Source organism: Mycobacterium sp. 2-64 (assembly GCF_035918375.1).
Taxonomy (GTDB): Bacteria; Actinomycetota; Actinomycetes; order Mycobacteriales; family Mycobacteriaceae; genus Mycobacterium; species Mycobacterium intracellulare.
The window spans coordinates 4789136-4815810 of record NZ_CP142361.1; the positions used below are offsets into that span (position 1 = coordinate 4789136).

The 26675-nt window shown below is 67.1% G+C and carries 26 protein-coding genes; 14 read left to right on the forward strand and 12 right to left on the reverse strand.

Annotated features, from left to right (window positions below; translation table 11 throughout):
- Positions 1–38: 38 nt before the first annotated feature.
- A complete protein-coding gene (locus QGN31_RS22315) occupies positions 39–1649 on the forward strand; it encodes a DHA2 family efflux MFS transporter permease subunit (protein WP_009951943.1) in 1611 nt (536 codons plus the stop codon).
- 24 nt (positions 1650–1673) lie between these two features.
- Here the strand turns inward: QGN31_RS22315 and QGN31_RS22320 are convergent, their stop codons facing one another.
- Positions 1674–3812, reverse strand: a complete 2139-nt coding sequence (locus QGN31_RS22320; RefSeq protein WP_009951944.1) for a S9 family peptidase — start codon at positions 3810–3812, stop codon at positions 1674–1676.
- The gene (locus tag QGN31_RS22325; RefSeq protein WP_009951945.1) at positions 3809–4699 is read right to left on the reverse strand and encodes a phosphoribosylaminoimidazolesuccinocarboxamide synthase; all 891 of its coding nucleotides are present in this window, start codon (positions 4697–4699) and stop codon (positions 3809–3811) included. The genes QGN31_RS22320 and QGN31_RS22325 overlap by 4 nt, the downstream gene beginning before the upstream one ends.
- Before the next feature lie 51 nt (positions 4700–4750).
- Between QGN31_RS22325 and QGN31_RS22330 the strand changes: the two genes are divergently transcribed.
- Entirely contained in the window at positions 4751–5371 is a 621-nt protein-coding gene (locus QGN31_RS22330; RefSeq protein WP_009951947.1) for a hypothetical protein, read from the forward strand.
- Here the strand turns inward: QGN31_RS22330 and QGN31_RS22335 are convergent.
- Genes QGN31_RS22335 through purB form a run of 3 tightly spaced genes read right to left on the reverse strand, consistent with a single transcriptional unit; the run spans position 5336 to position 9017 of the window.
- The gene (locus QGN31_RS22335) at positions 5336–6358 is read right to left on the reverse strand and encodes a tellurite resistance/C4-dicarboxylate transporter family protein (RefSeq protein WP_014383794.1); all 1023 of its coding nucleotides are present in this window, start codon (positions 6356–6358) and stop codon (positions 5336–5338) included. The two genes, QGN31_RS22330 and QGN31_RS22335, sit on opposite strands and share 36 nt — an antisense overlap.
- Positions 6355–7602 (reverse strand): cytochrome P450, encoded by a 1248-nt coding sequence (locus QGN31_RS22340; protein WP_014941250.1) that lies wholly within the window; start codon positions 7600–7602, stop codon positions 6355–6357. Before QGN31_RS22340 ends, QGN31_RS22335 begins: the two co-directional genes overlap by 4 nt.
- A complete protein-coding gene (gene purB, locus QGN31_RS22345) occupies positions 7599–9017 on the reverse strand; it encodes an adenylosuccinate lyase (protein ID WP_014941249.1) in 1419 nt (472 codons plus the stop codon). The genes QGN31_RS22340 and purB overlap by 4 nt, the downstream gene beginning before the upstream one ends.
- A gap of 153 nt (positions 9018–9170) precedes the next feature.
- Between purB and QGN31_RS22350 the strand changes: the two genes are divergently transcribed.
- Positions 9171–9920: a DUF429 domain-containing protein gene (locus QGN31_RS22350; RefSeq protein ID WP_014941248.1), complete on the forward strand. Its 750-nt coding sequence runs from the start codon at positions 9171–9173 to the stop codon at positions 9918–9920.
- Here the strand turns inward: QGN31_RS22350 and QGN31_RS22355 are convergent.
- Complete coding sequence (locus tag QGN31_RS22355; protein ID WP_008263833.1) at positions 9899–10516, reverse strand: TetR/AcrR family transcriptional regulator; 618 nt, start codon at positions 10514–10516, stop codon at positions 9899–9901. The genes QGN31_RS22350 and QGN31_RS22355 overlap by 22 nt on opposite strands.
- A gap of 73 nt (positions 10517–10589) precedes the next feature.
- Here QGN31_RS22355 and QGN31_RS22360 point away from each other — a divergent pair, with 73 nt between their 5' ends.
- Together QGN31_RS22360 and QGN31_RS22365 are read left to right on the forward strand one after the other, a co-directional pair.
- Complete coding sequence (locus tag QGN31_RS22360) at positions 10590–11501, forward strand: alpha/beta hydrolase-fold protein (RefSeq protein WP_014383791.1); 912 nt, start codon at positions 10590–10592, stop codon at positions 11499–11501.
- A gap of 82 nt (positions 11502–11583) precedes the next feature.
- Entirely contained in the window at positions 11584–13167 is a 1584-nt protein-coding gene (locus tag QGN31_RS22365; RefSeq protein WP_014379078.1) for a gamma-glutamyltransferase family protein, read from the forward strand.
- A gap of 6 nt (positions 13168–13173) precedes the next feature.
- Here the strand turns inward: QGN31_RS22365 and purD are convergent, their stop codons facing one another.
- Together purD and QGN31_RS22375 are read right to left on the reverse strand one after the other, a co-directional pair.
- Positions 13174–14442 carry a phosphoribosylamine--glycine ligase gene (gene purD / locus QGN31_RS22370; RefSeq protein WP_014379077.1) on the reverse strand — a complete coding sequence of 423 codons (1269 nt, stop codon included), beginning with the start codon at positions 14440–14442 and terminating at the stop codon, positions 13174–13176.
- A 50-nt stretch (positions 14443–14492) separates the two neighbouring features.
- A complete protein-coding gene (locus tag QGN31_RS22375) occupies positions 14493–14921 on the reverse strand; it encodes a MarR family winged helix-turn-helix transcriptional regulator (protein ID WP_225331791.1) in 429 nt (142 codons plus the stop codon).
- A 49-nt stretch (positions 14922–14970) separates the two neighbouring features.
- Here QGN31_RS22375 and QGN31_RS22380 point away from each other — a divergent pair, with 49 nt between their 5' ends.
- Entirely contained in the window at positions 14971–16065 is a 1095-nt protein-coding gene (locus QGN31_RS22380; RefSeq protein ID WP_014941247.1) for an aldo/keto reductase, read from the forward strand.
- 10 nt (positions 16066–16075) lie between these two features.
- Here the strand turns inward: QGN31_RS22380 and QGN31_RS22385 are convergent, their stop codons facing one another.
- The 4 genes from QGN31_RS22385 to QGN31_RS22400 are packed head-to-tail and all read right to left on the reverse strand — an operon-like array spanning position 16076 to position 19642.
- Positions 16076–16504 (reverse strand): carboxymuconolactone decarboxylase family protein, encoded by a 429-nt coding sequence (locus QGN31_RS22385; RefSeq protein ID WP_009951960.1) that lies wholly within the window; start codon positions 16502–16504, stop codon positions 16076–16078.
- The gene (locus QGN31_RS22390; RefSeq protein ID WP_043955600.1) at positions 16504–17361 is read right to left on the reverse strand and encodes an NAD(P)-dependent oxidoreductase; all 858 of its coding nucleotides are present in this window, start codon (positions 17359–17361) and stop codon (positions 16504–16506) included. The genes QGN31_RS22385 and QGN31_RS22390 overlap by 1 nt, the downstream gene beginning before the upstream one ends.
- Before the next feature lie 46 nt (positions 17362–17407).
- Entirely contained in the window at positions 17408–18157 is a 750-nt protein-coding gene (locus QGN31_RS22395) for an SDR family oxidoreductase (protein ID WP_014941245.1), read from the reverse strand.
- 15 nt (positions 18158–18172) lie between these two features.
- The gene (locus QGN31_RS22400) at positions 18173–19642 is read right to left on the reverse strand and encodes an aldehyde dehydrogenase (protein ID WP_014941244.1); all 1470 of its coding nucleotides are present in this window, start codon (positions 19640–19642) and stop codon (positions 18173–18175) included.
- Positions 19643–19852: 210 nt separating this feature from the next.
- Between QGN31_RS22400 and QGN31_RS22405 the strand changes: the two genes are divergently transcribed.
- The 8 genes from QGN31_RS22405 (at position 19853) to QGN31_RS22440 (ending at position 26669) form a co-directional block, all read left to right on the forward strand.
- The gene (locus QGN31_RS22405) at positions 19853–20491 is read left to right on the forward strand and encodes a TetR/AcrR family transcriptional regulator (RefSeq protein WP_009951967.1); all 639 of its coding nucleotides are present in this window, start codon (positions 19853–19855) and stop codon (positions 20489–20491) included.
- A 3-nt stretch (positions 20492–20494) separates the two neighbouring features.
- Positions 20495–21712, forward strand: coding sequence for a cytochrome P450 (locus QGN31_RS22410; RefSeq protein ID WP_014941243.1), 1218 nt, complete (start codon positions 20495–20497; stop codon positions 21710–21712).
- On the forward strand, positions 21713–22540 hold the full coding sequence (locus QGN31_RS22415; protein ID WP_014379071.1) for an SDR family oxidoreductase: 828 nt from the start codon (positions 21713–21715) through the stop codon (positions 22538–22540).
- Positions 22541–22598: 58 nt separating this feature from the next.
- A complete protein-coding gene (locus QGN31_RS22420) occupies positions 22599–23951 on the forward strand; it encodes a cytochrome P450 (RefSeq protein WP_014379070.1) in 1353 nt (450 codons plus the stop codon).
- A 12-nt stretch (positions 23952–23963) separates the two neighbouring features.
- Positions 23964–24173, forward strand: coding sequence for a ferredoxin (locus QGN31_RS22425; protein WP_008263814.1), 210 nt, complete (start codon positions 23964–23966; stop codon positions 24171–24173).
- 2 nt (positions 24174–24175) lie between these two features.
- Positions 24176–24715 carry a hypothetical protein gene (locus QGN31_RS22430; RefSeq protein WP_008263812.1) on the forward strand — a complete coding sequence of 180 codons (540 nt, stop codon included), beginning with the start codon at positions 24176–24178 and terminating at the stop codon, positions 24713–24715.
- 200 nt (positions 24716–24915) lie between these two features.
- A complete protein-coding gene (locus tag QGN31_RS22435; RefSeq protein WP_008263811.1) occupies positions 24916–26043 on the forward strand; it encodes an NDMA-dependent alcohol dehydrogenase in 1128 nt (375 codons plus the stop codon).
- A 188-nt stretch (positions 26044–26231) separates the two neighbouring features.
- Positions 26232–26669 carry a ketosteroid isomerase family protein gene (locus QGN31_RS22440; RefSeq protein ID WP_009951973.1) on the forward strand — a complete coding sequence of 146 codons (438 nt, stop codon included), beginning with the start codon at positions 26232–26234 and terminating at the stop codon, positions 26667–26669.
- The last annotated feature ends 6 nt before the right edge of the window (positions 26670–26675 follow it).

Genomic DNA, 26675 nt, shown 5'->3' on the forward strand with positions numbered 1-26675 from the left:
ACGAGTAAAAACGCCTCAGCACGGCTAGCCGGGTGGATATGCTCAGCGGCGCCATGGAGAACACCCGTTCCGCATCTTTCACCGTTCCGTTGCCCATCGAGCCGGGTCCGTCGCGGCACCCAGACGAGTACCCGGACAAGCTCGACGCAGCGCTGTTCCGGATCGCCGGAGTCTGTGGCCTGGCCTGCATCATGGCCGTCCTGGACAGCACCGTCGTCGCCGTCGCGCAACGCACCTTCATCGATCAGTTCGGGTCCACTCAGGCGGTCGTCTCGTGGACCATCGCCGGCTACATGCTCGCGTTTGCGACCGTGATCCCGATCACCGGATGGGCGGCGGATCGGTTCGGCACCAAGCGACTTTTCATGGGTTCGGTCCTGATCTTCACGCTGGGGTCGCTGCTGTGCGCGGTGGCACCGAACATCTTGCTGCTGATTTTGTTCCGGGTGGTGCAAGGGGTGGGCGGCGGCATGCTGCTGCCGCTCAGCTTCGTCATCTTGACGCGTGAGGCCGGGCCCAAACGGGTCGGCCGCCTCATGGCGGTGGGGGGAATCCCGATCCTCCTCGGCCCCATCGGGGGGCCCATCCTGGGGGGTTGGCTGATCGGTGCGTATGGCTGGAAGTGGATCTTCCTGATCAACCTGCCGATCGGGCTGACCGCGTTCGCGCTGGCCGCGATCATGTTCGCGAAGGATCGCTCGGCCCCCTCGGAGGCCCTCGACATCACCGGTGCGCTGTTGCTCTCCCCCGGGGTGGCGATCTTCCTGTGCGGGGTGTGCTCCATTCCGGGTCGGCACACGATCACCGACCCTTACGTGCTGGGGCCGGCGCTGCTCGGCCTGGCATTGATCGGCGCGTTCATCGTGCATGCGTGGCATCGCACCGATCACCCCCTGATCGACCTGCGGCTGTTCCGCAACCCCGTGGTCACGGAGGTCAACGTGACGATGCTGGTGTTCGGGGCCGCCTCAGTCGGCGTAGGGCTGCTGATCCCGAGCTACTTCCAGATCGTCAGCCACGAGACGCCGATGCAGTCCGGGCTGCACATGCTGCCGATCGGAATCGGGGCCGTATTGACGATGCCGATCGGCGGGGCCTTCATGGACAAGCACGGTCCCGGCAACATCGTGCTGATCGGCCTGCCCCTGATGGCAGCGGGTCTGGGCGTGTTCACCTACGGCGTCGCCACGCAGGCCGAATACTCGCCGGTCTTGGTGTCCGGGCTCGCGATCATGGGCCTGGGTGCCGGCTTGACCACCACGCCGCTTTCCGCGGCGCTCATGCAGGCGCTTACCCCGCGTCAGGTGGCCCGCGGGACGACGTTGATCAGCGTGAATCAGCAAGTGGGCGGGTCGATCGGGGCCGCGCTCATGGCGGTGATCCTGACCAATCAGTTCAATCGCAACGAAGCCCTGATGGCGGCGAACGAGATGGCCGGGGTGCGCCCGCCCGCCGGCAAGCGAAGCATTGACCCGTCGGCCCTTCCCGGGCAGACGATGACGCCCGATCTGGCCAGCCACGTGTCGCACCACCTGGCGCACGCCTATACGACGGTGTTCGTGCTGGCGGTCGTGCTGGTGGCGTTCACCGTCGTCCCGGCATCCTTCCTGCCCAGGAGGCTGGCGACCCCGCCCGTCGGCGACGACTAGCGCCCGGCTCGGCTGATCCTCGAGCTAGCCGTCCCGGCCGCCGCCATAACGGTCGCCGTCGGCGGTGGCCAGCAGCCACGCATACTGGAACGCGGTTTCCTCCCAACCCTTGTAGCGACCGCTGACGCCGCCATGCCCGGCATTCATCTGGGTCTTCAGCAGGACCGGGCTGCCGTTCGCGTTGAGGTGTCGCAGGGCCGCGACCCATTTTGCGGGTTCCACGTAGTAGACCCGCGTGTCGTTGAGCGAGGTCATCGCCAGGATCGCCGGATACGGCTTTGCCTCGACGTTCTCATACGGGGAATAGGACTTCATGTAGGAGTAGACGTCCTTGTCCGCCAACGGGTTTCCCCATTCGTCCCACTCGGTGACGGTCAGCGGCAAGGAGGGATCCAAAATGGTGGTCAGCGGGTCGACGAACGGTACCTGCGCGAGGATTCCGGCAAAGAGTTCCGGCGCCAGGTTGGCCACCGCCCCCATCAACAGTCCGCCGGCACTGCCCCCCAACGCCACCAGCCGGCGCGGGCGGGTTACTCCGGAATCCACCAAATGCCTTGCCACCGCGACGAAGTCGGTGAAGGTGTTCTTCTTCTCCAAGAGCTTGCCGTGCTCATACCACAGCCGGCCCATCTCGCCGCCGCCGCGGACGTGGGCGATCGCGAACACCATTCCCCGATCCAACAGCGACAACCGGGCGATGGAGAAACTCGGATCGGTGCAGATCTCGTAGGCTCCGTAGCCGTAAACCAGCGCGGGCGCTGGGAATTCGATTCCTGAGCGGTGCACGACCGAGACCGGGATCCGGGCGCCGTCCTCGGCGACCGCCCAGTCGCGCCGTTCGACGTAATCGTCCGGGCGATAATCGCCGAGTACGGGTTGCTCGCGCAGCAGGGTGCGTTCGCCGGTGACGAAGTCGATGTCGTAGACCCGTGCCGGAATGACCAGAGACCCCGCCCGGATCCGCAGCTTGGGCGCGCCCCAATTCGGGTTGCCGGCCAGGCCGGCCGACATCAGTTCGGAATCGAACGAAACCTCTTCGGGCTCCGCGTATGTGCCGTCGGAGTTGACGCGCCACAGCGCGAGCCGCGGCAGCGCCTCACGCCGGTAGCTGACCACGAGATGGCCGGCGAAGGCGTCCACCCCGTCGAGTCGGACATCGTCGCGGTGCGGGATCAGCGTGCGCTGCTGGGTGGGATCGCTGACCGGCGCCTCGGTCAGCGTGAAGTTGACCGCGTCGTCGTTATGCAGGATCAAGAACCGGTCCTGCCCGCCCACCACCGCATGTTCGACCGAATACTCGACGCCTTCGCGGCGCGGCAGCACGACGGTGAACTGCGCCTGCGGATCGGTGGCGTCGGCGTAGCGGAATTCGGAGGTGATCGAGGAACCGGAGGCGATGAAGACGTAGGCCTCACTTCTGGTGAGTCCCACGCCGAGCCAAAACTTCTCGTCGGCTTCGTGGTACACCAGCTCCGATTCCGCACCGGAGCCCACCCGATACCGCCACACCTTGTCGGGGCGATGGGCCGCGTCCAGGGTGAGGTAGTACACGGTGCGGTTGTCCGCGGCCCAGGTCGCACCCGCGCCGATGTCGGCGATCTCGTCCGGATACAGCTCGCCGGTGCGTAAATCCTTGAACCGCAACGTATAGCGTTCATCGCCGAGGGTGTCGACGGAGTACGCCAGCAGGTTTCCGTCGAGGCTGACGGTTGCGGCGCCCAGGGAGAAAAATTCGTGACCCTCGGCTTCGACGTTCGAATCGAGCAAGATTTGTTCGCCGGGAATGTCGGTGTTCTCGTCCAGGGTCGGCGGGTTCCAGTCGTCGGGATCACTTACCGGGCAACGGCACTGGACGCGATACTGCTTGCCTTCGAACGTGCGGGCGTAGTACCACCACTGGCCCTGCCGCGTCGGTACCGACAGGTCGGTTTCCTTGGTACGCGCCTTGATCTCGTCGAAGATCTGTTGCCGCAACGGTTCGAGGTGGGCGGTCATCTGGTCGACGTAGCTGTTTTCCGCCTCGAGGTAGGCGATCACGTCGGGGTTCGTCTTCTCGCGCAGCCACTCATAGGGGTCGATGAAGACGTCACCGTGGTGCTCGCGCCGGCTGTCCACCCGCTTGGCGACGGGTGGCACGGGACCGGCAAGGTGCGACTCGCTCATGCGGCGGGGCCGATCCAGTCGCCGAAGCTCAGGCCGGAAATGCGTTCGTAGGCCTCGATATAGCGGCCACGGGTCGCCTCGATGATGTCGTCCGGGAGCGGCGGCGGGGGTAGCGTGCCGTGGCGGTCCCACCCGGAGTCGGGGCTGGTGAGCCAGTTGCGGACGAACTGTTTGTCGAAACTGTTCTGGACCACGCCGACCTGGTACTCGTCGGCCGGCCAGTACCGTGACGAATCCGGGGTGAAGATCTCGTCGGCCAGTAGCAGGTTGCCGTCGCGGTCGGTGCCGAACTCGAACTTGGTGTCCGCGATGATGATTCCTTTCCTCAGCGCATGGTCGGCGGCCTGAACGTAGATCTGCAACGTGCGGTCGCGCAGTTGGTTGGCGCGCACCCCGCCCACCATCTCGATCACGCGGGCGAACGAGACGTTCTCGTCGTGGTCCCCCAACGCGGCCTTGGTCGCCGGGGTGAACAGCGGTTCGGCGAACCGGCTGGCTTCGACCAGTCCCGGGGGCAAGGTGATGCCGCAGACCTTGCCGGTCGCCTGGTAGTCCAGGAGCCCCGAGCCGGTCAGGTAACCGCGTGCCACGCATTCGACCGGAAGCATGTCCAGCCGCCGCACCACCAGGGCCCGGCCCAGCACCTCGTCGGGGATGCGCGGGTCATCCGGCGGCCCGGCCAAATGATTGGGGGCGTCCACGAGACCGAAGAAGAAGACGCTCATCGCCGTCAGGATGCGGCCCTTGTCCGGGATAGTGCTGTCCAGGACGAAGTCGTACGCCGAGATGCGGTCGGTGGCGACCAATAGGAGGTGTTCGTCGTCGACGCGATACAGCTCACGGACCTTGCCGCTGGCCAGATGCTGGTAGTCGGACAGTGCGGGCATCCGGTCAGCCTATCGGGCACCTGACGACGCGGCTTGTGCTGGGATCGGGCTATGACACCGCGGTTTCTGCCCTACTCCACCAGGCCCGGCCGGCTGGCCGCCCAGCTGTTCAGCGACTTCGCCGTCGTCGTGTGGACGGCGCTGTGGCTCCTCGTCGCCCTGGCGGTTTACGACGCCATCGCGACCATCGCCGACGCGGGCCGCCAGGTCGAGAGCGGCGCGGACGGCATCGCCGGCAACCTCGCGTCCGCCGGCCACGGCGCCCAGCACATCCCGGTGGTGGGCGACACGGTCAGCAAGCCGCTCAACTCCGCCAGCCAGGCCGCGCTGGACATCGCGGGTGCGGGCCACGACCTGGACACCGCGGCGAGCTGGCTCGCGGTGCTGCTGGCGATGGCGGTCGTCGCGCTCCCGATCCTCGTCGCGGTGATCCCGTGGTTATTTCTGCGGGTTCGCTTCTTTCGGCGCAAGCTGACGGTGACCGCGTTGGCCGCAACCCCGGCCGGTGCGCAGTTGCTCGCGCTGCGCGCGTTGACCAACCGCCCACCACGCAAGTTGATCGCCGTCAGCGCGGACCCGGTCGGCGGTTGGCGCCGTGAGGACCCGGTCACCATCGGGGCCCTGGCCGCGCTTGAATTACGGTCGGCGGGTATCGCGATCCGCGGGGCTTAGCAGCAGCGCCCGCGACAACAGGAGCAGCCCCGCGGCGACCACAATCAACCAGGCCGCCAACGCGTCCCAGAAGAACACCAGCGAGACGGTGAGCAGCGATCGCTGACCGATCTCGATCGCCATGGCGAAGCTGGCCGCCGAATACATGCCCAGCGGGAACACGAACGCCCACCACACGCCGGCAAACCGCAGCATGTTCGGATACCGCCGAATGCGGTGCAGCGCGAAGTAGATCAGCGGCGGTATCCACAGGGTGGCCGTCACCCAGGTCACGATGGTGACCACGCGCACCGGGCCGGCCAGCCAGGCGGGGGCCACGGCGTGGATGTTGTCGCCGGCCAGCGTCGCAATCGCCATGCCGCCCATCAGGATCCAGGTGTCCGGTTCGAAGCCGTCGCGGTCCTGTCGTTCGTTGACCACGCGCCATAGGGTCAGCCAGGTCATCAGGCCGTAGATGCACAGCGCCGCCACCCACGCGGCCACGGCCACCGCGAGCCACCAGTGATGACCGGTGTGACGGGCCGCCCGGGCGATCACGATCGCCAAACCCGATGTTCCCACGCTGCCCAGCTGCCAGGCGCCGTGGGCGCGGTCGCGCAGCGCGGACCAGCGGTGCGCCAACATGTTTCGCGCGCTGAGCAGGATCAGCACCAGCCACGACGCCAGCCCGACGGCACCGAGCACCCGCGCCACCCACACATTCGACGACAGGCGCGTGTCGATCACCGCGCAGGCGGCGACGAAGGTGATCATCCGCAGCGTGACGTCGGGATCGGTCAGATCCCAGCGCAGCTTGTGTCCGGTGGCGCAACCTTTCGCGACGACGAGGGCAACCAGGAGGACCAGACCCAGGGTGGCGATGACACCCATCGTGTCGCTGATCAACCGGTACCCGTGATTTTTCGCACCGATCGACAAGATGCCGGTCGCCATCACCGCAGCGAACACATCGGGTGAGGGCTCGATATCGGCGAACCGGATCGTCACTGGTCTTCGCGTAGCTCCACGACGAGGTGCCGGATGCCGGTATGCCGGTTGCTGCGGGCCCATTCGACCGGCCGGACCACCTGCACGGCACCGAACCGGGAGAGCAACTCCTCGAACAGCACCCGCAGTTCCAGCCGGGCCAGGTTGGCGCCCAGGCAGTAGTGCACACCCTGACCGAATCCCAGGTGCGGGTTGGGTTTCCGGGCGATATCGAATGTGTCGGCGTGGTCGAACACGCTGGCGTCGCGATTCGCCGAACCCTCCCAGATCTGTATTTTTTGTCCGGCCTCGATCGGCCGGCCGCCCAGCGTGACGTCGCGGGTGGCGGTGCGCCGCTTCGACGGCGAGGGCGAGGTCCACCGCACCATCTCCTCCACGGCGGTGGGCAGCGCACCGAGCTCCTCACGCAGGGAACGTAATTGCGACGGATGGTTGGCCAGCGCCAGCAGCCCGCCCGCGACCGCGTTGCGGGTGGTCTCCGCGCCGGCGCTGAACAGCAGGCTGAAGAACAGGTACAGCTCGAGGTCGGAAAGGGCCGACGCCTCCGAATCGTCGAGCATCGCGTTCGCCACGACCGATAACATGTCATCGGTCGGGTTCTCACGCTTGGACGCGATCAATTGCCGGCCGTAGTCGTACATGCGCGATCCGGCCTCTTCCACCGACAGCTGCGAGAGCGACGCTTTGCGCGAACCCCCGAAATCGAACTGCGGCTCGATCGCCTCGAACAGCCAATGCCGTTCGGATTCAGGGACTCCCAGCAGGATGCAGATCATCTGCATCGGTAGCTCGGCGGCGATGTCGACCAGGAAGTCGAACGGCTCGCCCGGCACCACGACGTCGAGCAGCCGGCGCGCCCTGGTCCGCAGATCGTCTTCCACTAAACGGATCATCCGCGGCGTCAGCCCGGAGCTGACCAGTCGCCGGATTTGCGAATGCCGGGGGTCGTCCATCATGTTGAGCACCTGCCCGGCGATCGCCAGGTCCTGTAACAGCGTGCCGCCGTAGGGCCGTTCGCCCCCGGTGACCGACGAGTACGTCACCGGATCCTTGAGAACCTCAAGCGTTTCCGCGTAGGTGGCGACCGACCAGAAGCCCTCGTTGTCCGGGGTGTTGTCGGTCGGTGGGTGCCAGTACACCGGCGCCTCGCGGCGATGGATGGCGAACAGGTCGTGCGGGAACCCGTCGGCGAAGTTGTCGAGATCGGTGAAATCGATCTCCGCGAGTGCGCCGGCCAGGGTCACAGGATCGCACCCGGGGCGTACTTGGCGGCGTCCGGGTAGCGGCTCACCAGCGCGTCCACCAGGGCCGCCACCTCGTCCACCTGGTCACCGGCCGCGCCCGTGAACGCCTTCTTGTCCGCCAGCGCGGCGTCCAGGGCCGCCCGGTCCAACGGCAGCCGGTCGTCGGCGGCCAGCCGATCCAGCAGATCGGGCTCGGCCCCGCGTTCCCGCATGGCCAGCGCCGTCGCGACCGCGTGTTCGCGGATCACGTGATGCGCGGCCTCGCGGCCCATGCCGGCACGCACCGCGGCGATCAACACCTTGGTGGTGGCCAGGAAGGGCAGGTAGCGGTCCAGCTCGCGAGCGATCACCGCCGGATAGGCGCCGAACTCGTCGAGCACCGTCAGGAAGGTCTCGATCTGCCCGTCGATGGCAAAAAAGCTGTCCGGCAATGCCACTCGGCGCACCACGGAGCAGAAGACGTCGCCCTCGTTCCACTGCGCACCCGCTAGCTCGGCGGCCATCGACGCGTACCCGCGCAACACCACCTGCAGGCCGTTGACCCGTTCGCAGCTGCGGGTGTTCATCTTGTGCGGCATCGCCGACGAGCCGACCTGGCCCGGCGCGAACCCCTCGGTGACCAGCTCGTGGCCGGCCATCAGCCGAATGGTGTGCGCCATCGACGACGCTCCCGCGCCCAGCTGCACCAGCGCCGAAATCACGTCATGGTCCAGCGACCTCGGATACACCTGCCCGACGCTGGTCAAAACCGTTGCGAAACCCAAGAATTGGGCGATGCGCCGCTCGAGTTCGGCGAGCTTGGCCGCGTCGCCGTCCAGCAGGTCGAGCATGTCCTGCGACGTGCCCATCGGTCCCTTGATGCCACGCAGCGGATAACGGTCGATCAACTCGCGCAGCCTGGTCAACGCGATCAGCGTCTCCTGGGCCGCCGACGCGAATCGCTTGCCGAGCGTCGTGGCCTGGGCGGCGACATTGTGGCTGCGCCCGGCCATCACCAGGTCGCGATAGGCGACGGCCCGCTCGGCGAGCCGCGCCGCGACCGCAACCCCGTGCGCGAAGACGAGCTCCAGCGACCGCCGGATCTGCAGCTGCTCCACGTTCTCGGTCAGGTCGCGGCTGGTCATGCCTTTGTGCACATGCTCGTGACCGGCCAGCGCGTTGAATTCCTCGATGCGGGCCTTGACGTCGTGGCGCAGGACGCGTTCACGGTCCGCGATCGACGACAGGTCGACGTCCTCGAGCACCCGCTCGTAGTCGGCGATCGCGTCGGGGGGCACCGCGACGCCCAGCTCCGCCTGCGCGCGCAGCACCGCGAGCCACAGCCGCCGCTCCGCGACGATCTTGGCCTCCGGCGACCAGATCGCGACCATCTCGGCGCTGGCGTACCGGGTGGCCAGCACATTCGGAATGCTCACTTGGTCCTCACGAACACACAGCTTACGGTCGTCGCGCCCGGGTCTTCTCATCACCGGGCGTAACGTGGCGGCGAAAAATCGGGCCGAAAATCACCGTGGCGTTACATTCGATGCCGCCATACCCTCGTTGCGTCGCGGTCATACCCTGTGCGGATGTACTTCGCCGGTGTCGACCTCGCCTGGGCGGGTCGCAACCCGAGCGGCGTCGCCGTCGTCGACTCCGACGGCGATTTGGTGAGCGTGGGCGCGGCCCGCGACGACGACGAGATCCTGGCCGCGTTGCGGCCCTACGTGCGGGGCGATTGCGTCGTCGCCTTCGACGCGCCTCTGGTGGTGAACAACCCGACCGGCCAGCGTCCGGCCGAGACCGCGCTCAACCGCGACTTCCGCCGGTTCGAGGCCGGCACCCACCCCTGCAACACCGGAAAGCCCGAATTCGCCAACGGCCCGCGCGGCGGACGCCTGGCCGCGGCGCTCGGCCTCGACCTGGATCCTCGGTCACCGGTCGGCCGTCGCGCCGTCGAGGTCTACCCGCATGCGGCGACAGTCGCGCTGTTCGGGTTGGAGCGAACCCTGAAGTACAAGGCCAAGCCGGGCCGTAGCGTCGACCGGCTCAAGTCCGAGCTCCTGGTACTGATGGACGGGCTCGAACGGCTCGCGCAGGCCCCGATTCCGCTGCGCGTCGCCGCGCACGAGGGCTGGGTCGCGTTGCGGACGGCGGTGGCCGCCGCGCACCGCAAATGCGAGCTGCGCCGCGCCGAGGATCCGGTCGACGCCGTCGTCTGTGCCTACGTGGCGTTGTACGCCCAGCGCCGCCCGGCCGGGATGACGATCTACGGCGACGTTGACAGCGGGTGCATCGTGACGCCGTCGCTGCCGGGTCAGATCTGCACGGGGCGCTGATCGATGGGGGCGAGCACCTCGATGAGATCGACCACCGCGCCCTGCGCCGCCGCGCGCGGATCCCGGCCCTCGACCAGGGCCGACACCACACACCCGTCGACCGCGCAGATCAGCGTGCACACCAGTTCGATATGCACGGAGCGGCCCGAGCGCTCGATGGCCTCCGCAACGGCCTCGGCGCGCTGACGCAGGCTGCGTCGCATGGTTTCCTGCAACGCGGGCAGGCGAGTGCACGCGATGTGTCGCTCGTAGCGCGAGATCAGCTGCTCGGTGAGTCCCGGGCCGGACACGTCCCCGACGAGCAGGTCCGCCAGCACCTCGGCGATGGTCTCCGGCCCGCGGCGCCGCCGGGACAACGCGGTGACCCGCGAGCGAAGCTGCGCCACCTCGATCATCGCGATGTGCTCGACCGCGCGTGCGATCAGATCGTCGAGGGAGGAGAAGTAATAGGTGGTCGACGCCAACGGCAATCCGGCCCGCCCGGCGACCGCCCGATGGCGCACCGCTTCGAACCCGCCCTCGGCGAGCAGCTCGGCGGCGGCGCTGATGAGCGCGTACCGTCGACGTTCTCCTTTCGGAGTAACCGCTGCAGTCACGAGTAGCCATCGTGCCAGCCAAAGTGGTACTGCATTGCCATTTCGGCCAAACGGCCCGCCGAACGAACATGGCATGATGGCCCGCATGCCCGACTTGAGCCGCCGCGCCGTGCTCGGTCTCGGCGCCGGTGCGGCCCTCGGCGCCGTCGGCGCGTACGGACTCGACATCCTGTTACAGCCACGCACATCTCATGCCACGCCGGTGTCGACGGCCGGCACCCAGGTGCCTTTGGCGCCGAGCCCGCCTCGCGATCCGGCTCCCCCGGCGGCGGCCGCGCCCACCATGGTGACCGGTTCCTTCGTCTCCGCCGCGCGTGGCGGGGTGAACACGAATTGGGCCATCGCGCGTCCGCCGGGCCAGACGAAGCCGCTGCGACCCGTGATCGCGCTGCACGGCAAGGGCAGTGACGCGTCCACCGTGATGGCAGGCGGCGTCGAACACGGTCTGGCGCAGGCCGTCGACGCCGGACTACCGCCGTTCGCGGTGGTCGCCGTCGACGGCGGCGGCAGCTATTGGCACAAACGGTCTTCCGGCGAGGACAGCGGCGCCATGGTGCTCGACGAGCTCATCCCGATGCTGGGCAACCAGAATCTGGACACCTCACGGGTGGCGTTCCTGGGCTGGTCGATGGGCGGCTACGGCGCATTGCTGCTGGGCGGTCGGTTGGGACCGGGCCGCACCGCGGCGATCTGCGCGGTGAGCCCCGCACTGTGGATGTCGTCGGGCGCGGCCGCGCCCGGCGCTTTCGACGGCCCCGACGACTTCGCCGCGAACTCGGTGTTCGGCATGCCCGCCCTGGCCTCGATCCCCATTCGGATCGACTGCGGCGACAGCGATCCGTTTTACAGCGCGACAAAGCAGTTCATCGCGCAACTGCCCAATCCGCCGGCCGGTGGCTTCTCACCCGGTGGGCACGACGGGGGATTCTGGAGCTCGCAGTTGCCCGCCGAGCTGACCTGGATGGCACCGCTGCTGACGGCGTGAGGGGTCTGCGCCGCCGCCCCGCGGGCGTAACGCCACGGCGAAGCATCGCGTCCGAAATCGCCATGGCGTTACGCTCGCGGAGATGAGCGCACCGTTCGACTGGAACCTCCCCTACGCCTGGCCCCGCAAGCCCGTCGTGGCGGAAAATGTTGTGTGCACATCGCAACCGCTCGCCGCCCAGGCTGGCCTGCGGATGCTCGCCGAGGGCGGCAGCGCGGTCGACGCGGCCATAGCCACCGCCATCACGCTGACGATCGTGGAGCCGGTTTCCAACGGCATCGGCTCGGACGCCTTTGCCATCGTGTGGGATGGCAAGCAATTGCACGGGCTGAACGCATCGGGCCGCTCCCCGGCGGGCTGGACTCCGGAATACTTTGGCGGAGAAGCCGTTCCCCTCTTCGGGTGGAATTCGGTGACCGTGCCGGGCGCGGTGTCGGCGTGGACCGAACTGCACTCCAAGTTTGGCAAGCTGCCGTTCGAGCGGCTCTTCGAGCCCGCGATCTCCTACGGCCGCAACGGCTTTCTGGTTTCGCCGACGGTGGCCGAGCAGTGGGCGGCCCAGGTGCCGCTCTTCGAGAGGCAGCCGGGTTTCGCCGAGGCGTTTCTGCCGGGCGGGCGGGCGCCGAAACCCGGCGAGCGATTCAGCCTGCCCGATCACGCGGCCACACTCGAGGCGATCGCCGCCAGCCGCGGCGAGGCGTTCTACCGCGGGGTGCTGGCCGCCAAACTCGAGGCGCACGCGTCGGCCCACGGCGGTGTCATGCGGGGTAGCGACCTCGCGGCGCACCGCGCCGACTGGGTGGGCACTGTCGACGGCGGCTACCGCGGATACACCGTGCACGAGATTCCGCCCAACGGGCAGGGGATCGTCGCGCTGATCGCCCTGGGCATCCTGGAGCGCTTCGACATGGCGTCGCTGCCACCGGATTCCGCCGACAGCGTGCACCTGCAGATCGAAGCGGTGAAGCTCGCGTTCGCCGACGTCCAGGCGTATGTCGCCGACATCGAGCACATGCCGCTGCGGCCCGAACACCTGTTGGACACGGACTACCTGGCGCAGCGCGCCGCGCTGATCGACCGCGCGAGGGCGAAGCCGGCCTCCGCGGGCGCCCCGACGGGCGGAACCGTCTACCTGACCGCGGCCGACGCCGCGGGGATGATGGTGTCGATGATCCAGTCGAACTACATGGGATTCGGTTCCGGCGTGGTGGTGCCCGGCACCGGCATCTCGCTGCAAAACCGGGGCGCGAATTTCCTTGCGACGAAAGGCCATCCGAACGTCGTGGGCCCGAACAAGCGCCCCTTCCACACCATCATTCCGGCCTTCGTGACCAAGGATGGGGCCCCGGTGATGAGCTTCGGGGTGATGGGCGGAATGATGCAGCCGCAGGGACATGTGCAGGTGATGGTGCGCATCGCCGACCACGGGCAGAACCCGCAGGCGGCGTGTGACGGCCCGCGGTTCCGGTGGGTGGAGGGGACGCAGGTCAGCTGCGAAAAGGGTTTCCCCGCTGCGACGCTCGACGAATTGCGCCGGCGCGGGCACGACCTGGTCGCCGTCGACGACTACAACCAATTCGGCAGCTGCCAGGCGATCTGGCGGCTCGACGGCGGCTATTTCGCTGCCAGCGATCCGCGCCGCGACGGACAGGCGGTCGCCTTCTAACGCCTTTTAGACGCGGATCTGGCCTTCGGCCGCCAGCTGGGCGATGTCGTTGCGGAAATGACTGCCCGGCAGTCGAATCGAACGTAGGACGTCATACGCGTGATCTCGCGCTGCCGAGAGGTCGGCGCCGGTTCCCACCACCGACAGCACGCGGCCACCCGAGGAGACGATTTCGCCGTCCTCGCGTCGCGCGGTTCCGGCGTGCAGCACCCCGTCGGCCTCGGAGCCGACGATGACGTCGCCCACCCGAGGACGCCCGGGATAGTTCTCCGCCGCGAGCACCACCGTCACCGCGGCACCGTCGTGCCAGCGCAGCTCGCCGAACTCCGTCAACGTGCCGCTGCCCGCCGCGTACAGGAGCTGGCCGAGTGGCGATTCCAGCAGTGCCAGCACCGCTTGGGTCTCGGGATCGCCGAAGCGGCAGTTGAATTCAACCACCGCGGGCCCGTTTGCGGTGATCGCGAGCCCGGCATACAGCAATCCGCTGAACGGGCAGCCACGCGCAACCATCTCGGCCGCAACGGGTTCGACGATGTTGCCGACGATGTCGCGATAGACCTCGTCGGGAAGCCACGGGACCGGCGCGTAGGCGCCCATGCCGCCGGTGTTGGGTCCGCTGTCGCCGTCGCCGACGCGCTTGAAGTCCTGCGCCGGCAGCAGCGGCACCACGGTCGCGCCGTCGACGACGCAGAACAGCGACACCTCGGGACCGTCCAGATACGACTCCAGCAGCACCGGGTGGCCGGCTTCGAGCAGCCCGGCGGCGTGCGCTCGCGCCGCACCGCGATCCGCGGTCACCACCACTCCCTTGCCGGCGGCGAGGCGGTCGTCCTTCACCACCCACGCCGCATCGCCGGCCGGCGGACCAAAGCGGTCCAGGGCGGCGTCCAAAAGTGCGGGGCTGTCGACGATTTCGGTGGCCGCGGTGCGCACGCCGGCCGAGGCCATGACCTCTTTGGCGAACGCCTTGGAGCCTTCGATGCGGGCGGCGTCCTTGCCGGGGCCGAAGCAGACGATGCCGGCCGACCGCAGCGCGTCGGCCACCCCGAGGACCAGCGGCACCTCGGGACCGATGACCACCAGGTCGGCGCGCACCGCTCGGGCCAGGGCGACGACATCCTCCGCCGAGGTGACGTCGACGTCGTGCTGCTCGGCCAGCCGGGCGGTGCCGGCGTTGCCCGGGGCGATGGCCAGCCCCGTGACCTGCGGGTCTTTGCGCAGCGCCAGCAGCAGCGCATGCTCACGGGCACCGGAACCGATCACCAGGACGCGCACGACACGTCAGACTAGCCGGGCCAACCTGCTCACGCCCACAGTCCCCACGCTCAGAGGATTTTCTCGAGCAGGCTCCTGAGGTCGTTGCGCTGGGCGACGGTGAGCCGCCCGAGGCGCTTGTCGAACTCGTCGGAAAGCAGCTTCAGGCCGTCCCTGGCGGCCCGGCGCCCGGTCGTCGTGAGCTGCAGCCGGTGCCGGCGCAAATCGGACGGGTCGATCTCGCGGCGCACGAACCCCGCGGCCTCGAGCCGTTTCAGGTAGAGCGTCACCGTCGCCTTGGGCATGCTCAGGGTCGCGGCCAGCTCGGCCGGATAGGGATGCTCGTCGATCTCGGCGAGCAGGAAAAGCTCCTTGGATTCGAGGCCCAGCGCGCAGATGTCCGCCTCGGCGCACGAGATGACCGACAGCAGCACCCGATAGTTCAGCGACCAGATCTTGGCCGCATCCACTGCAGACGACTTGCCAGATCGTTCAGACATAAACTAGTTTTGTTATGAACAACCTCATGGTCGAACAATCTACCAGGAAGTGGGCAACATGCCGCTGGATCAATACGTGACACTCGGACGCTCCGGTTTGCGCGTCAGCCCCCTTTGCCTGGGCGCGATGACCTTTGGCGAAGACCTCGGCTGGGGCAGCAGTGTCGAGGAGTCACAACAGATCATCGACCGCTACATCGAACTCGGCGGCAATTTCATCGACACCGCCAACTTCTACACCCGAAGCCATTCCGAGAAGATCATCGGTGACCACGTCGGGCGCCACCCCGCCCGCCGCGATCGGTTGACGATCGCCACCAAGTTCAGCGGCAACCTGTATCCGGGTGATCCCAACGGCGGCGGCTCGGGCCGCAAATCACTGATCAGCGCCTGCGAAAATTCGTTGCGTCGCTTGCAAACCGACTACATCGATTTGTACTGGCTGCACATCTGGGACGCCAACACCCCGATCGAGGAGACCATGGCGGCACTCGACGACCTCGTGCGTGCCGGCAAGGTGCGCTACATCGGGGTTTCGGACACCCCGGCGTGGAAGATCGCCGAAGCCAACCTCCTCGCGCGCTTCCGCGGCTGGTCGGCGTTCATCGGGCTGCAGGTCGAGTACTCGCTGCTGGAGCGCACCATCGAACAGGAACTCGTGCCGATGGCGTCCGAATTCGGCCTCGGCATCACGCCGTGGTCGCCGTTGAAGGGCGGCGTACTCAGCGGCAAGTACACCCGCGCCAACAGCGGCCGGCACGACGCCGACCGCGGCGCCATGGTGGATGCCTTTCTCAACGAGAAGACCTACGCCGTCATCGATGAACTCGAGGTCATCGCGAGAGCGCACGAGACGAATGTCGCCAGCGTGGCGCTGGCCTGGGTCCGCGCGCAGCGTGCCGTCTCGTCCGTCATCATCGGCGCGCGGCGGCTCTCCCAGCTCGAGGACAACGTCCGGGCCGCCGACGTGAACCTGGGCGCCGACGAGCTGGCTCGGCTGGACGCGTTGACCAAACCGAGGCTCGGTTTCCCGCACAACATGCTGGAGCTGGCGCCGGGCATCATCAACGGCGGAACGACGATCAACGGGGTCTCCGCGCCGATCTCCGAATACGTGATGCCCGAAGGCGTTCAGCCGTACTGAGATTGACCGATCACTCGCCCGAGTGCATCTTCAGCGCGGCATCCACGTTGGCCTTCTTGTCCTCGCCGCCCCCCTTCGCCGCCGCCTTCTTGCGCTTGGCCACCACGGCGTCGACCGCGCCATTGAGGGCCGAGCCCAGCGGGAAGCCGAGGTAGTGGGTGAGGAAGACGGCCATCTCCTTCAGTTCGGTCTCGGAGAGTTCGCCGTTGAGGAGCGCCGCGTTGATCTGGATCTCGGCCAGGTCGCGGTTCCCGATCGCGGTCACGGCCGTCAGCGTCATGATGCGCTTGTCGCGCATCGACAACCCCGGCCGCGTCCAGATGCTGCCGAACAGGTGATCGACGGTCAGGTCGAAGTACGCGTCGCCTTCGACGTTGGGCATCTCCCAGCCGTAGACCTCGTTCATCTTCGCGAGACCCTTGCTGCGCAGCTCGTCCATTACGCCTCTTTCTTCGTGTGCGGCACCCCGAGGCCGGCGGCCAATCGCTCGTAGGCCAACTGCGCGAGCGGTAGATCGACCGACACCGACTCGCCGAGAGCCAATGCCAGGCTCAGATCCTTCTCCCCCAGCCCCCGGGTGTGCAGGAACGGCTGGTACAGGAAGTTGTCCGGCTCGAGGTCTTTCATGTCCTCACGCACCATGATCGCCCCAGGGCCACCGGTGAGAGCGTCGGTATGACGCACCACCCGTCCGAGCGCCTGCAGATCCAGCCCGGCCGCCTCGGCGAGTTTCATGGCCTCGCACGCGGCGGCATACGAGGTGAACGTCAACATGTTGCGGGCCAACTTCATTCGGGTACCCGCACCCGGCTCACCGGCGTGGATGACCACGGCCGCCCAGTGTTTGAACGCCGGCTTGATCCGCTCGTACACCTCGCGGTCGGCGCCCACCATGGTGGCGAGCTCACCCTTCGCGGCGGCGGCCGCGCCGCCGCTGACCGGGGCGTCGACGATGTGGATGCCCCGCTCTTTGAGATCGCGGGCCAGTTCGACGGCCGTGGTGTCGCTGATGGTCGAGTGGATGGCGATGACCGTCCCGGGCTCGGCGTGCGCGGCCAGCTCGCCGACCACCTCGCGAACCTGGGCGTCGTTGAGCACGGTGATGTGGATGATGTCGGCGGCCGCGACGTCGGCGACGCTGTCGGCCAGGCGGGCGCCCTTTTCGGCCAGTGGGGTCATCGCATCGGTCCGAATGTCGAAAACCGTTACCCCGCCCGGCCATTCGGTCATCTTCGTGGCCATCGGAGCGCCCATATTGCCCAGCCCGATATAGCCCAGCTTGAGCTGGTCAGTCATCTGCGCCACTCCTCCTCATCGCTTCGCTCTGCATCGTCGCCGGCGGCTATGACCGGATTATCTGTCCGCCGTCGACATTGAAGATCTGCCCGGTGATCCACGACGCCTCGTCGGACAGCAGGAACAGGCACATGCCGACCAGGTCCGCGGGCGTGCCCATTCGCGACAGCGGCAGGCCCTTGACGATGTCTTCGACGATCTCTTGAGGGGTGGTGGTCCGGTTGGCCTCGGTGTCGATGGGGCCGGGCGCGATCGCGTTGATCCGGATCTTCTGGCCGCCCAGCTCGCGGGACAGTTGCTGCGTGAGGCCGTTGAGGCCGACCTTGGCCAGGCCGTAGTAGTTCGAGTACAGCCAGGCAGCGGTGGACGACTGGTTGACGATCGCCCCACCGCCGCGCTTGGCCATCTTCTTGTACACCGCACGCGTGCACCACAACGCCCCGTCGAGGTTCACGCTCATGAACTTCTTGTAGTACTCCGGGTCGATGGTGAGCAAGAAGTCCAACTTCATGCCCCCGAAGATGGCGGCGTTGTTGACCAGGTAGTCGATGCCGCCGAATTCGGCCAGCGTGCGGTCGGCCATCGCCTTGGCCGACGCCGGATCGGACACATCGACCGGAACGCTGATGGCGGTTCCGCCGTCGGCCACGATCTGCTTGGCGACCGACTCGGCCGCCTCGGCGTTGATGTCGGCGACCACCACCGCGGCACCCTCGCGCGCCAGGGCCTCGGCGTAGGCCTGCCCGATGCCGCCCCCGGACCCGGTGACGATGCCGACTTTGTTCTCGAATCGCATGCTCTTGAGGCTCCTCTAGTTAATCGCTGTCGCAATGGTTTTGGTTTCCAGGTACTCCTCGAAACCGGCCAGGCCCATCTCGCGTCCGTTTCCGGACTGCTTGTAACCGCCGAAGGGCGCGTCGGCCGAGTACCACACGCCGCCGTTGACATTGATCGTGCCCGCGCGGACGCGCGCGGCGACCCGGGCCGCCCGGTCGGGGTCAGCGCCGAACACGGTGCCCGACAGTCCGTATGGCGAGTCGTTGGCGATGCGGACGGCGTCGTCGTCGCCGTCGTGCGGGATCACCGTCAGGACCGGGCCGAAGATCTCCTCGCGCGCGCAGCGCGCGTCGTTGCCCAGCCCCGCGATCACCGTGGGCTCGATGAAGAAGCCGACTTCGCGGTCGGCCGGCCGGCCGCCTCCGCAGGCGAACGTCCCGCCCTCGGCGATCGCCGAGTCGAGGTAGCCCTGTATCCGGTCACGCTGGCGCGCCGAAATCACTGGCCCGCAGATGGTTCCGGGGTCGGTGGGGTCGCCGGCCTTGATGCCGCCCATCGTCGCGGCCGCGATGGAGACGGCCTCGTCGTACTTCGCCCGCGGCACCACCAGCCGGGTGGTGATCGCGCAGCCTTGCCCCGCGTGCATGCACACCGAGAACGCGGCCACGCCCACCGCGCCGCCGAGGTCGGCGTCGTCGAGCACGATGAACGCCGACTTGCCGCCCAGCTCGAGGAAAACCTTCTTGATGGTCGCCGCGCCGTCGGCCATCACGCTGCGCCCGGTCGCCGTCGACCCGGTGAACGAAATCATGTCCACCCGTGGGTCTTTCGACAGCAACGCCCCGACACCGTGGTCGTCCGAGGTGACGATGTTGATGACGCCGGGCGGAAAGTCGGTGTGCTCGGCGATGAGTTCCCCCAGCACGGCGGCGCACCAGGGGGTGTCGGGTGCCGGCTTGAGGACGACGGTGTTTCCGGCGGCCAGGGCGGGCCCGATCTTGGCGAGGTTGATCTGGTGCGGAAAGTTCCACGGGGTGATGGCGCCGACGACACCGACGGCCTCACGCGCGATGGTGCGCCTGGTGGGGATGCCCATCGGCGACGCCTCGCCGAGATCCTGGTTGTACTCGTAGGATTCGGCGGTATCCGCGGCGAACGCCAGGTCGTTGACCGGGACTTCGAGCTGGGCGATGCTGGTGAGCATTCGCGGCGCCCCGACTTCGGCGATGGTCAGGTCACGCAGCTCTTCGAGGTTCCGCTGCATCGCCTCGCGCAGTTGCCGCACGCAGCGCACCCGCAATTCGGTGTTGCGCGACCAGTCCGTCTCATCGAAGGCGCGCCGCGCGGCATCGATCGCGCGGTCCATGTCGGCGGCGTCGGCGTTGGCGGCGACCCCGAGCACTTCCTCGGTCGCTGGATTGACCGTGGCAAAGGTGCCGGCGCTGCCGGCCGACATCTTGCCGTCGATGAAGAGTTCGCTCACGCCGCCGGCCAGCAAGGCCATGTCCCGCTCCTGTCTGTGCGCGGTCAACCCGGCACGCCAATCTAGTGGACAGTTGTCCGATATCGTCCGATCGAACCATAGTCTCCTGGCCAGCGGCGGTGCAAGGGCGGATCCCGTTCGACTCGAATACTCGCCCAAAAACCGCAGATTAACCACGCTGTTTCCGGGACGGACTTGCTTCGCGCCGACACCATCCACTAGCTTGGACATGTGTCCAGCGATGCACTGGCGATCACCTCCGACGCCGACCGTCAGACCGGCCAGACGCCGCGCAACCGGCGTCAAGAGGAGACCTTCCGGAAAGTATTGGCCGCCGGCATCGAAACGTTGCGCGAAAAGTCCTACGCCGACCTGACCGTGCGCGCGGTGGCGGCCCGCGCCAAGGTGGCGCCCGCCACCGCCTACACCTACTTTTCGTCGAAGAATCACCTGATCGCCGAGGTCTACCTGGACCTGGTGCGGCAGGTCCCCTACTTCACCGACGTCAACGACCCGATGCCCAGCAGGGTGGAACAGGTGCTGCGCCATCTGGCCCTGGTGGTCGCCGACGAGCCCGAAGTCAGCGCCGCCTGCACGACGGCCTTGCTCAGCGGCGGGGCGGACCCCGCGGTGCGCGCCGCCCGCGACCGCATCGGCGTGGAGATCCACCGCAGGATCACATCCGCGATGGGCCCCAACGCCGATCCGACGACCGTGTCCGCACTGGAGATGTCCTTTTTCGGCGCGCTGGTCCAGGGCGGCAGTGGCGAATTCAGCTACCGCGAGATCGCCGACCGGCTGGCCTACGTGGTCCGGCTGATCCTGACCGGCGCCAAAGACACCAGCCCAGAGACAGAGGCAGGAACCTAACCGATGACCGTCCACGTTGGCGACCACGAGCTGGTCCTCGATCCCTACGATTACGACTTCCACGAGGATCCGTACCCGTACTACAAGCGTCTTCGCGACGACGCCCCGCTGTATCGCAATGAAGAACTGAAGTTCTGGGCGCTGTCCCGGCACCAGGACGTGCTGCAGGGTTTCCGCAACAGCACCACGCTGTCCAACAAGTACGGCGTCTCGCTGGATCCGGCGTCGCGCGGCCCGCACGCCAGCAAGACGATGAGCTTTCTCGCGATGGACGATCCCGCCCACCTGCGGCTGCGCACGCTGGTCTCAAAAGGCTTCACCCCGCGCCGGATTCGCGAACTCGAACCCCGGGTCACCGAGATCGCCACGCAGCACCTCGACACGATGCTGGCCAAGGCGAAGAACGGCACCGTCGACTATGTCGACGAGTTCGCTGGCAAGCTGCCCATGGACGTCATCTCCGAACTGATGGGTGTGCCCGAGCCGGACCGAGACCAGGTCCGCGCCTGGGCCGACGGGGTGATGCACCGCGAGGAGGGCGTCACCGACGTGCCTCCGGAGGCCGTCGAGGCCTCCCTCAACCTCATCGTCTACTACCAGGGAATGGTGGCCGAGCGGCGTGAGAAGCTGACGGACGATCTGACGTCGGCGCTGCTGGAAGCCGAGATCGACGGCGACCGGCTCACCGACGACGAGGTGCTCGGCTTCATGTTCCTGATGGTGATCGCGGGAAACGAGACCACCACCAAACTGCTTGCCAACGCCGCCTTTTGGGGCCACCGGAACCCGGATCAGCTGACCCCGGTCTACGACGATCTGTCCCGGGTGCCGCTGTGGGTCGAGGAGACCCTGCGCTACGACACCTCCAGCCAGATCCTGGCCCGCACCGTGTCCGGCGAGCTCACCCTCTACGACACCACCATTCCCGACGGCGACGTCCTGTTGCTGTTGCCCGGCTCGGGCCATCGCGACGAGCGGGTCTTCGACCACCCTGACGACTATGTGATCGGGCGCGAAATCGGGCCCAAGCTATTGAGTTTCGGTAGCGGCGCACACTTCTGCCTGGGCGCGCATCTGGCGCGGATGGAAGCCCGGGTGGCGCTCACCGAGTTGTTCAAGCGAATCCGCGGCTATGAAGTGGACGAGGCCAACGCCGTCCGCGTCCACTCCAGCAATGTCCGCGGATTCGCCCACCTACCAATGAGCGTGGAGGTCCGCTGAATGCCCCGCTTTGAGCCCCTGCCCGAACGCCGGCCCGCCATCGTGGCCGGCGCGTCCTCCGGCATCGGGGAGGCCGCCGCCATCGACCTCGCGGCGCACGGCTTCCCGGTCGCCCTGGGCGCACGCCGGGTCGAGAAGCTCGACGACATCGTCGGCAAGATCAACGCCGACGGCGGCGAGGCGGTCGGGTTTCACCTCGATGTGACCGATCCAAATTCGGTGAAATCCTTTGTGGCCCAGTCGGTCGACGCGCTCGGCGACATCGAGGTGCTGGTGGCCGGGGCGGGCGACACGTACTTCGGCAAGCTCGCCGAGATCACCACCGACGAATTCGAGTCCCAGCTGCAGATCCACCTCGTCGGCGCCAACCGGCTGGCCGCCGCGGTGCTGCCGGGCATGCTGGAGCGCCAGCGGGGCGACCTGATCTTCGTCGGTTCCGATGTCGCCCTGCGCCAGCGGCCGCACATGGGGGCCTACGGCGCGGCCAAGGCCGCGCTCGTGGCGATGGTCACCAACTTCCAGATGGAGCTCGAGGGCACGGGCGTGCGGGCCTCGATCGTGCATCCCGGCCCGACGAAGACGTCGATGGGGTGGAGCCTGCCCGCCGAGAAGATCGGTCCCGCACTGGAAGATTGGGCCAAGTGGGGGCAGGCCCGCCACGACTACTTCCTGCGGGCGTCCGATCTCGCGCGGGCGATTACGTTCGTCGCGGAGACGCCGCGGGGCGGCTTCGTCGCCAACATGGAGCTCCAGCCCGAGGCGCCGTTAGCAGACAACAAAGATCGCCAGAAGCTCGCACTCGGCGAAGAGGGGATGCCAGGACAATGACGACCACTTCGCGAATCGACGATGCGGCGCGCATCGCGCGCCGAGGAGGAGTGAGCAGATGACCACCGCGATCGTGCCCCGGGTTTCCGGCGGTGAAGAGGAGCACGGCCACCTCGAGGAATTCCGCACCGACCCAATCGGTTTGATGAAACGCGTCCGTGACGAGTGCGGCGACGTCGGCTGGTTCCAGCTGGCCGGAAAGCACGTCATCCTGTTGTCGGGCGCGGGCGCCAACGAGTTCTTCTTCCGCTCCGCCGACGAAGACCTGGATCAGGCCGAGGCCTACCCCTTCATGACGCCGATCTTCGGTAAGGGCGTGGTGTTCGACGCCAGCCCCGAGCGGCGCAAGGAGATGCTGCACAACTCGGCGCTGCGCGGCGAGCAGATGAAGGGCCACGCCAGCACCATCGAGGGCGAAGTCAAGAAGATGATCGCCGACTGGGGCGACGAGGGCGAGATCGAGCTCCTCGACTTCTTCGCCGAGCTGACGATCTACACCTCGACGGCCTGCCTGATCGGTTTGAAGTTCCGCGAGCAGCTCGACCACCGGTTCGCCGAGTACTACCACGAGCTGGAACGCGGCACCGACCCGCTGTGCTACGTCGATCCGTACCTGCCGATCGACAGCTTCCGGCGCCGCGACGAGGCCCGCGTCAAACTCGTTGCGGTGGTTCAGGAGATCATGGACCAGCGGCTGGCCAACCCGCCGAAGGACAAGGCCGATCGCGACATGCTCGACGTGCTGGTGTCGATCAAGGACGAGGACGGCAATCTGCGGTTCTCCGCCGACGAGGTCACCGGCATGTTCATCTCGCTGATGTTCGCCGGGCACCACACGAGTTCGGGGACCTCGGCCTGGACGTTGATCGAGCTGATCCGCCATCCCGAGGTGTACGCCGAGGTGCTGGCCGAGCTCGAGGAGCTCTACGCCGACGGCCAGGAGGTGAGTTTCCATGCGCTGCGCTCGATTCCGAAGCTGGACAACGTGGTCAAGGAGACGCTGCGGCTGCACCCACCGCTGATCATCCTGATGCGGGTGGCCAAGGGCGAGTTCGAGGTCGAGGGCTTCCCGATACACAACGGCGACTACGTCGCGGCGTCCCCGGCGATCTCCAACCGGATTCCCGAGGACTTCCCCGACCCCGACGCGTTTCGGCCCGACCGCTACAACAAGCCCGAGCAGGCCGACATCGTCAACCGGTGGACCTGGATTCCGTTCGGTGCGGGTCGCCACCGCTGCGTGGGCGCCGCGTTCGCCCAGATGCAGATCAAGGCGATCTTCTCGGTGCTGTTGCGCGAGTACGACTTCGAGATGGCGCAACCGGCGGACAGCTATCACAACGATCACTCGAAGATGGTCGTGCAGCTCGCCCGGCCGGCCAAGGTCCGCTACCGCAAGCGCAACGCGTAAGGAGTAAGTCCGATGGGCGGATTCCGAATCGAAGCCGATCTGGATTTGTGTCAGGGCCACGCCATGTGCGAACTGGAGGCGCCCGACTACTTCCAGGTGCCCAAGCGGGGCAAGGTCGAGATCCTTGACCCCGAGCCCCCCGAAGACGCCCGCGACGAAGTCGAACGCGCGGTCGAGATGTGCCCAACACAAGCACTACTCATCAAAGAGAAAGAAGATTGACAGTGGCGTCACGCGAAGAGCTCGAGGCATGGGTCGACCGCTGGCTGCAAGCCAACAAGGACTGCGAAAAGGCCGGTGACTGGCGGCCATTGGCGGACTTCTATACCAAAGACGCGACCTACGGGTGGAACATCGGCCCCAAAGAAGACGTGATGTGCGTCGGCGTCGACGAGATCCGCGACATCGCTTTGGGTTTGGAGATGGAAGGCCTGGAGAACTGGGTGTATGAGTACCAGAAGGTGCTCATCGACGAGAAGCAGGGCGAGATCGTCGGCTTCTGGAAGCAGATCGTCAACAAGGCCGACGGCACCCAGGGCGAGATCTACGGCATCGGCGGCAGCTGGTTCCGGCTCAACGACGACCTGTTGATCGAGTGGCAGCGCGACTTCTTCGACTTCGGACACGTCGCGTACATGTACGGCAAGCTCATCGAGTCCGGCGACCTGAGCGAGGGCATGCAGCGGCGCATCGAACGCAGCATCGCGGGCGAGAAGCTGCCCGGCTACTACCCGCTCGGCGAAGCACCGGTCCCCATCTGGTGACCGAAGCAATGCCGGCAACCCGCTGCGCCCCGGCTACGCCGGGCTTGCGATCGCCGCGGGGAGCCAACCAAGCATTTGATTTGTTGCACGCGCTATGCTGACGCGACGAGGGTGCCTGTGGCATCCGTCACCTAGCTGGCCGGCATGAAGGGCCGGTCAGCGCTGATCAATTCCAAAGGCGAAATGGGGTCAGGACCATCGTGAAGACAAAAGGCGCACTGATCTGGGAGTTCAACCAGCCCTGGTCCATCGAGGAAATCGAGATCGGCGACCCGCAAGCGCATGAGGTCAAGATCCAGATGGAAGCGGCGGGCATGTGCCACTCCGACCATCACCTGGTCACCGGGGGTATCCCGATGGCCGGTTTCCCGGTGCTGGGCGGTCACGAGGGCGCCGGCATCGTCACCGAGGTCGGGCCGGGCGTGGAAGACATCGCGCCGGGTGACCACGTGGTGCTGTCGTTCATCCCGTCCTGCGGGCAGTGTCCGACCTGTCAGGCCGGCATGCGCAACCTCTGCGACCTGGGAGCCGGCCTGCTGGGCGGCGCCGCGGTGTCCGACGGGACCTTCCGCATCCAGGCCCGCGGCCAGAACGTCTTCCCCATGACGCTGCTGGGAACGTTCTCCCCCTACATGGTCGTGCACCGCAGCTCGGTGGTGAAGATCGACCCGTCGGTCCCGTTCGAGGTCGCCGCGCTGGTCGGCTGCGGTGTCACCACCGGCTACGGGTCGTCGGTCCGCACCGCTGACATCCGGCCGGGCCAAGACGTCGCCATCGTCGGCGTCGGCGGGGTCGGCATGGCCGCGCTGCAGGGCGCGGTCAACGCGGGCGCGCGCTACATCTTCGCGATCGACCCGGTGGAGTGGAAGCGCGACCAGGCGCTGAAGTTCGGTGCCACCCACGTCTACCCCGACATCATGGCCGCGATGGCCGGCATGGCCGAGGTCACCTACGGCCTGATGGCCCACAAGGTCGTCGTCACCGTGGGCGAGCTGCAGGGCGCCGACGTCGACAACTACCTCAACATCACCCAAAAGGGCGGGACCTGCGTGCTGACCGCCATCGGCAGCCTGCTGGACACCAACGTCAACCTCAACCTGGCGATGCTGACCCTGATGCAGAAGAACCTGCAGGGCACCATCTTCGGTGGCGGCAACCCGCAGTACGACATCCCGCAGCTGCTGTCGATGTACAAGGCCGGCAAGCTGAACCTGGACGACATGATCACCCGCCAATACCGGCTCGAGCAGATCAACGACGGCTACCAGGACATGCTGGACGGCAAGAACATTCGCGGAGTCATCCGCTACACCGACGCCGACCGGTAAAACCACCCGTCATCAGCCGCGTCTGCTGTGACCGGCTTTCCGCCACCTCATGGCGCCGGGGCGAACCGGCGCCATGGCGGTGTGCTGTCGAGCTCCCTCCTTGTGCCACAACGCAATCGGCTCACGGACGCCCATCGGGTTGACTCGTTCCGAGGCACCGGGTGCGCAAACTAGTGACAGGAGAAGAAATGACCGAAGCCGCAGCCGCGCAAGAATCCCAGGCATCCCCGGCCCTGGCCGCGTCGCAGTCCTCGTGGCGGTGCGTGCAGGCGCACGACCGGGCGGGCTGGTTGGCGCTGATGTCCGATGACGTCGTCATCGAGGACCCGATCGGCAAGTCCGTCACCAACCCCGACGGCACCGGTGTCCGTGGCAAGGAGGCCGTCGGCGCGTTCTTCGACACCAACATCGCGGCCAATCAGCTCTCCATCACCTGCGAGGAGACCTTCCCGTCGAGCTCCCCCGACGAGATCGCCCACATCTTGGTGCTCAACAGCAAATTCGAGGGCGGCCTGACCAGTTCGGTGCGCGGGGTGTTCACCTACAAGGTCAACGACGCCGGGTTGATCACCAACATGCGCGGCTACTGGAACCTGGAGATGATGCAGTTCGGCAAGGAGGAGTGAGTGCCC

Coding starts and splice junctions, on each gene's coding strand:
- QGN31_RS22385 (WP_009951960.1), bottom strand. CDS start 16,504: ATGGACGAGCTGCGCAGCAAGGGTCTCGCGAAGATGAACGAGGTCTAC.
- QGN31_RS22365 (WP_014379078.1), top strand. CDS start 11,584: ATGAGCGCACCGTTCGACTGGAACCTCCCCTACGCCTGGCCCCGCAAG.
- QGN31_RS22350 (WP_014941248.1), top strand. CDS start 9,171: ATGTACTTCGCCGGTGTCGACCTCGCCTGGGCGGGTCGCAACCCGAGC.
- QGN31_RS22390 (WP_043955600.1), bottom strand. CDS start 17,361: ATGACTGACCAGCTCAAGCTGGGCTATATCGGGCTGGGCAATATGGGC.
- QGN31_RS22410 (WP_014941243.1), top strand. CDS start 20,495: ATGACCGTCCACGTTGGCGACCACGAGCTGGTCCTCGATCCCTACGAT.
- QGN31_RS22375 (WP_225331791.1), bottom strand. CDS start 14,921: ATGTCTGAACGATCTGGCAAGTCGTCTGCAGTGGATGCGGCCAAGATC.
- QGN31_RS22400 (WP_014941244.1), bottom strand. CDS start 19,642: ATGGCCTTGCTGGCCGGCGGCGTGAGCGAACTCTTCATCGACGGCAAG.
- QGN31_RS22395 (WP_014941245.1), bottom strand. CDS start 18,157: ATGCGATTCGAGAACAAAGTCGGCATCGTCACCGGGTCCGGGGGCGGC.
- QGN31_RS22315 (WP_009951943.1), top strand. CDS start 39: ATGCTCAGCGGCGCCATGGAGAACACCCGTTCCGCATCTTTCACCGTT.
- QGN31_RS22420 (WP_014379070.1), top strand. CDS start 22,599: ATGACCACCGCGATCGTGCCCCGGGTTTCCGGCGGTGAAGAGGAGCAC.
- QGN31_RS22415 (WP_014379071.1), top strand. CDS start 21,713: ATGCCCCGCTTTGAGCCCCTGCCCGAACGCCGGCCCGCCATCGTGGCC.
- QGN31_RS22330 (WP_009951947.1), top strand. CDS start 4,751: ATGACACCGCGGTTTCTGCCCTACTCCACCAGGCCCGGCCGGCTGGCC.
- QGN31_RS22425 (WP_008263814.1), top strand. CDS start 23,964: ATGGGCGGATTCCGAATCGAAGCCGATCTGGATTTGTGTCAGGGCCAC.
- QGN31_RS22360 (WP_014383791.1), top strand. CDS start 10,590: ATGATGGCCCGCATGCCCGACTTGAGCCGCCGCGCCGTGCTCGGTCTC.
- QGN31_RS22320 (WP_009951944.1), bottom strand. CDS start 3,812: ATGAGCGAGTCGCACCTTGCCGGTCCCGTGCCACCCGTCGCCAAGCGG.
- QGN31_RS22440 (WP_009951973.1), top strand. CDS start 26,232: ATGACCGAAGCCGCAGCCGCGCAAGAATCCCAGGCATCCCCGGCCCTG.
- QGN31_RS22325 (WP_009951945.1), bottom strand. CDS start 4,699: ATGCCCGCACTGTCCGACTACCAGCATCTGGCCAGCGGCAAGGTCCGT.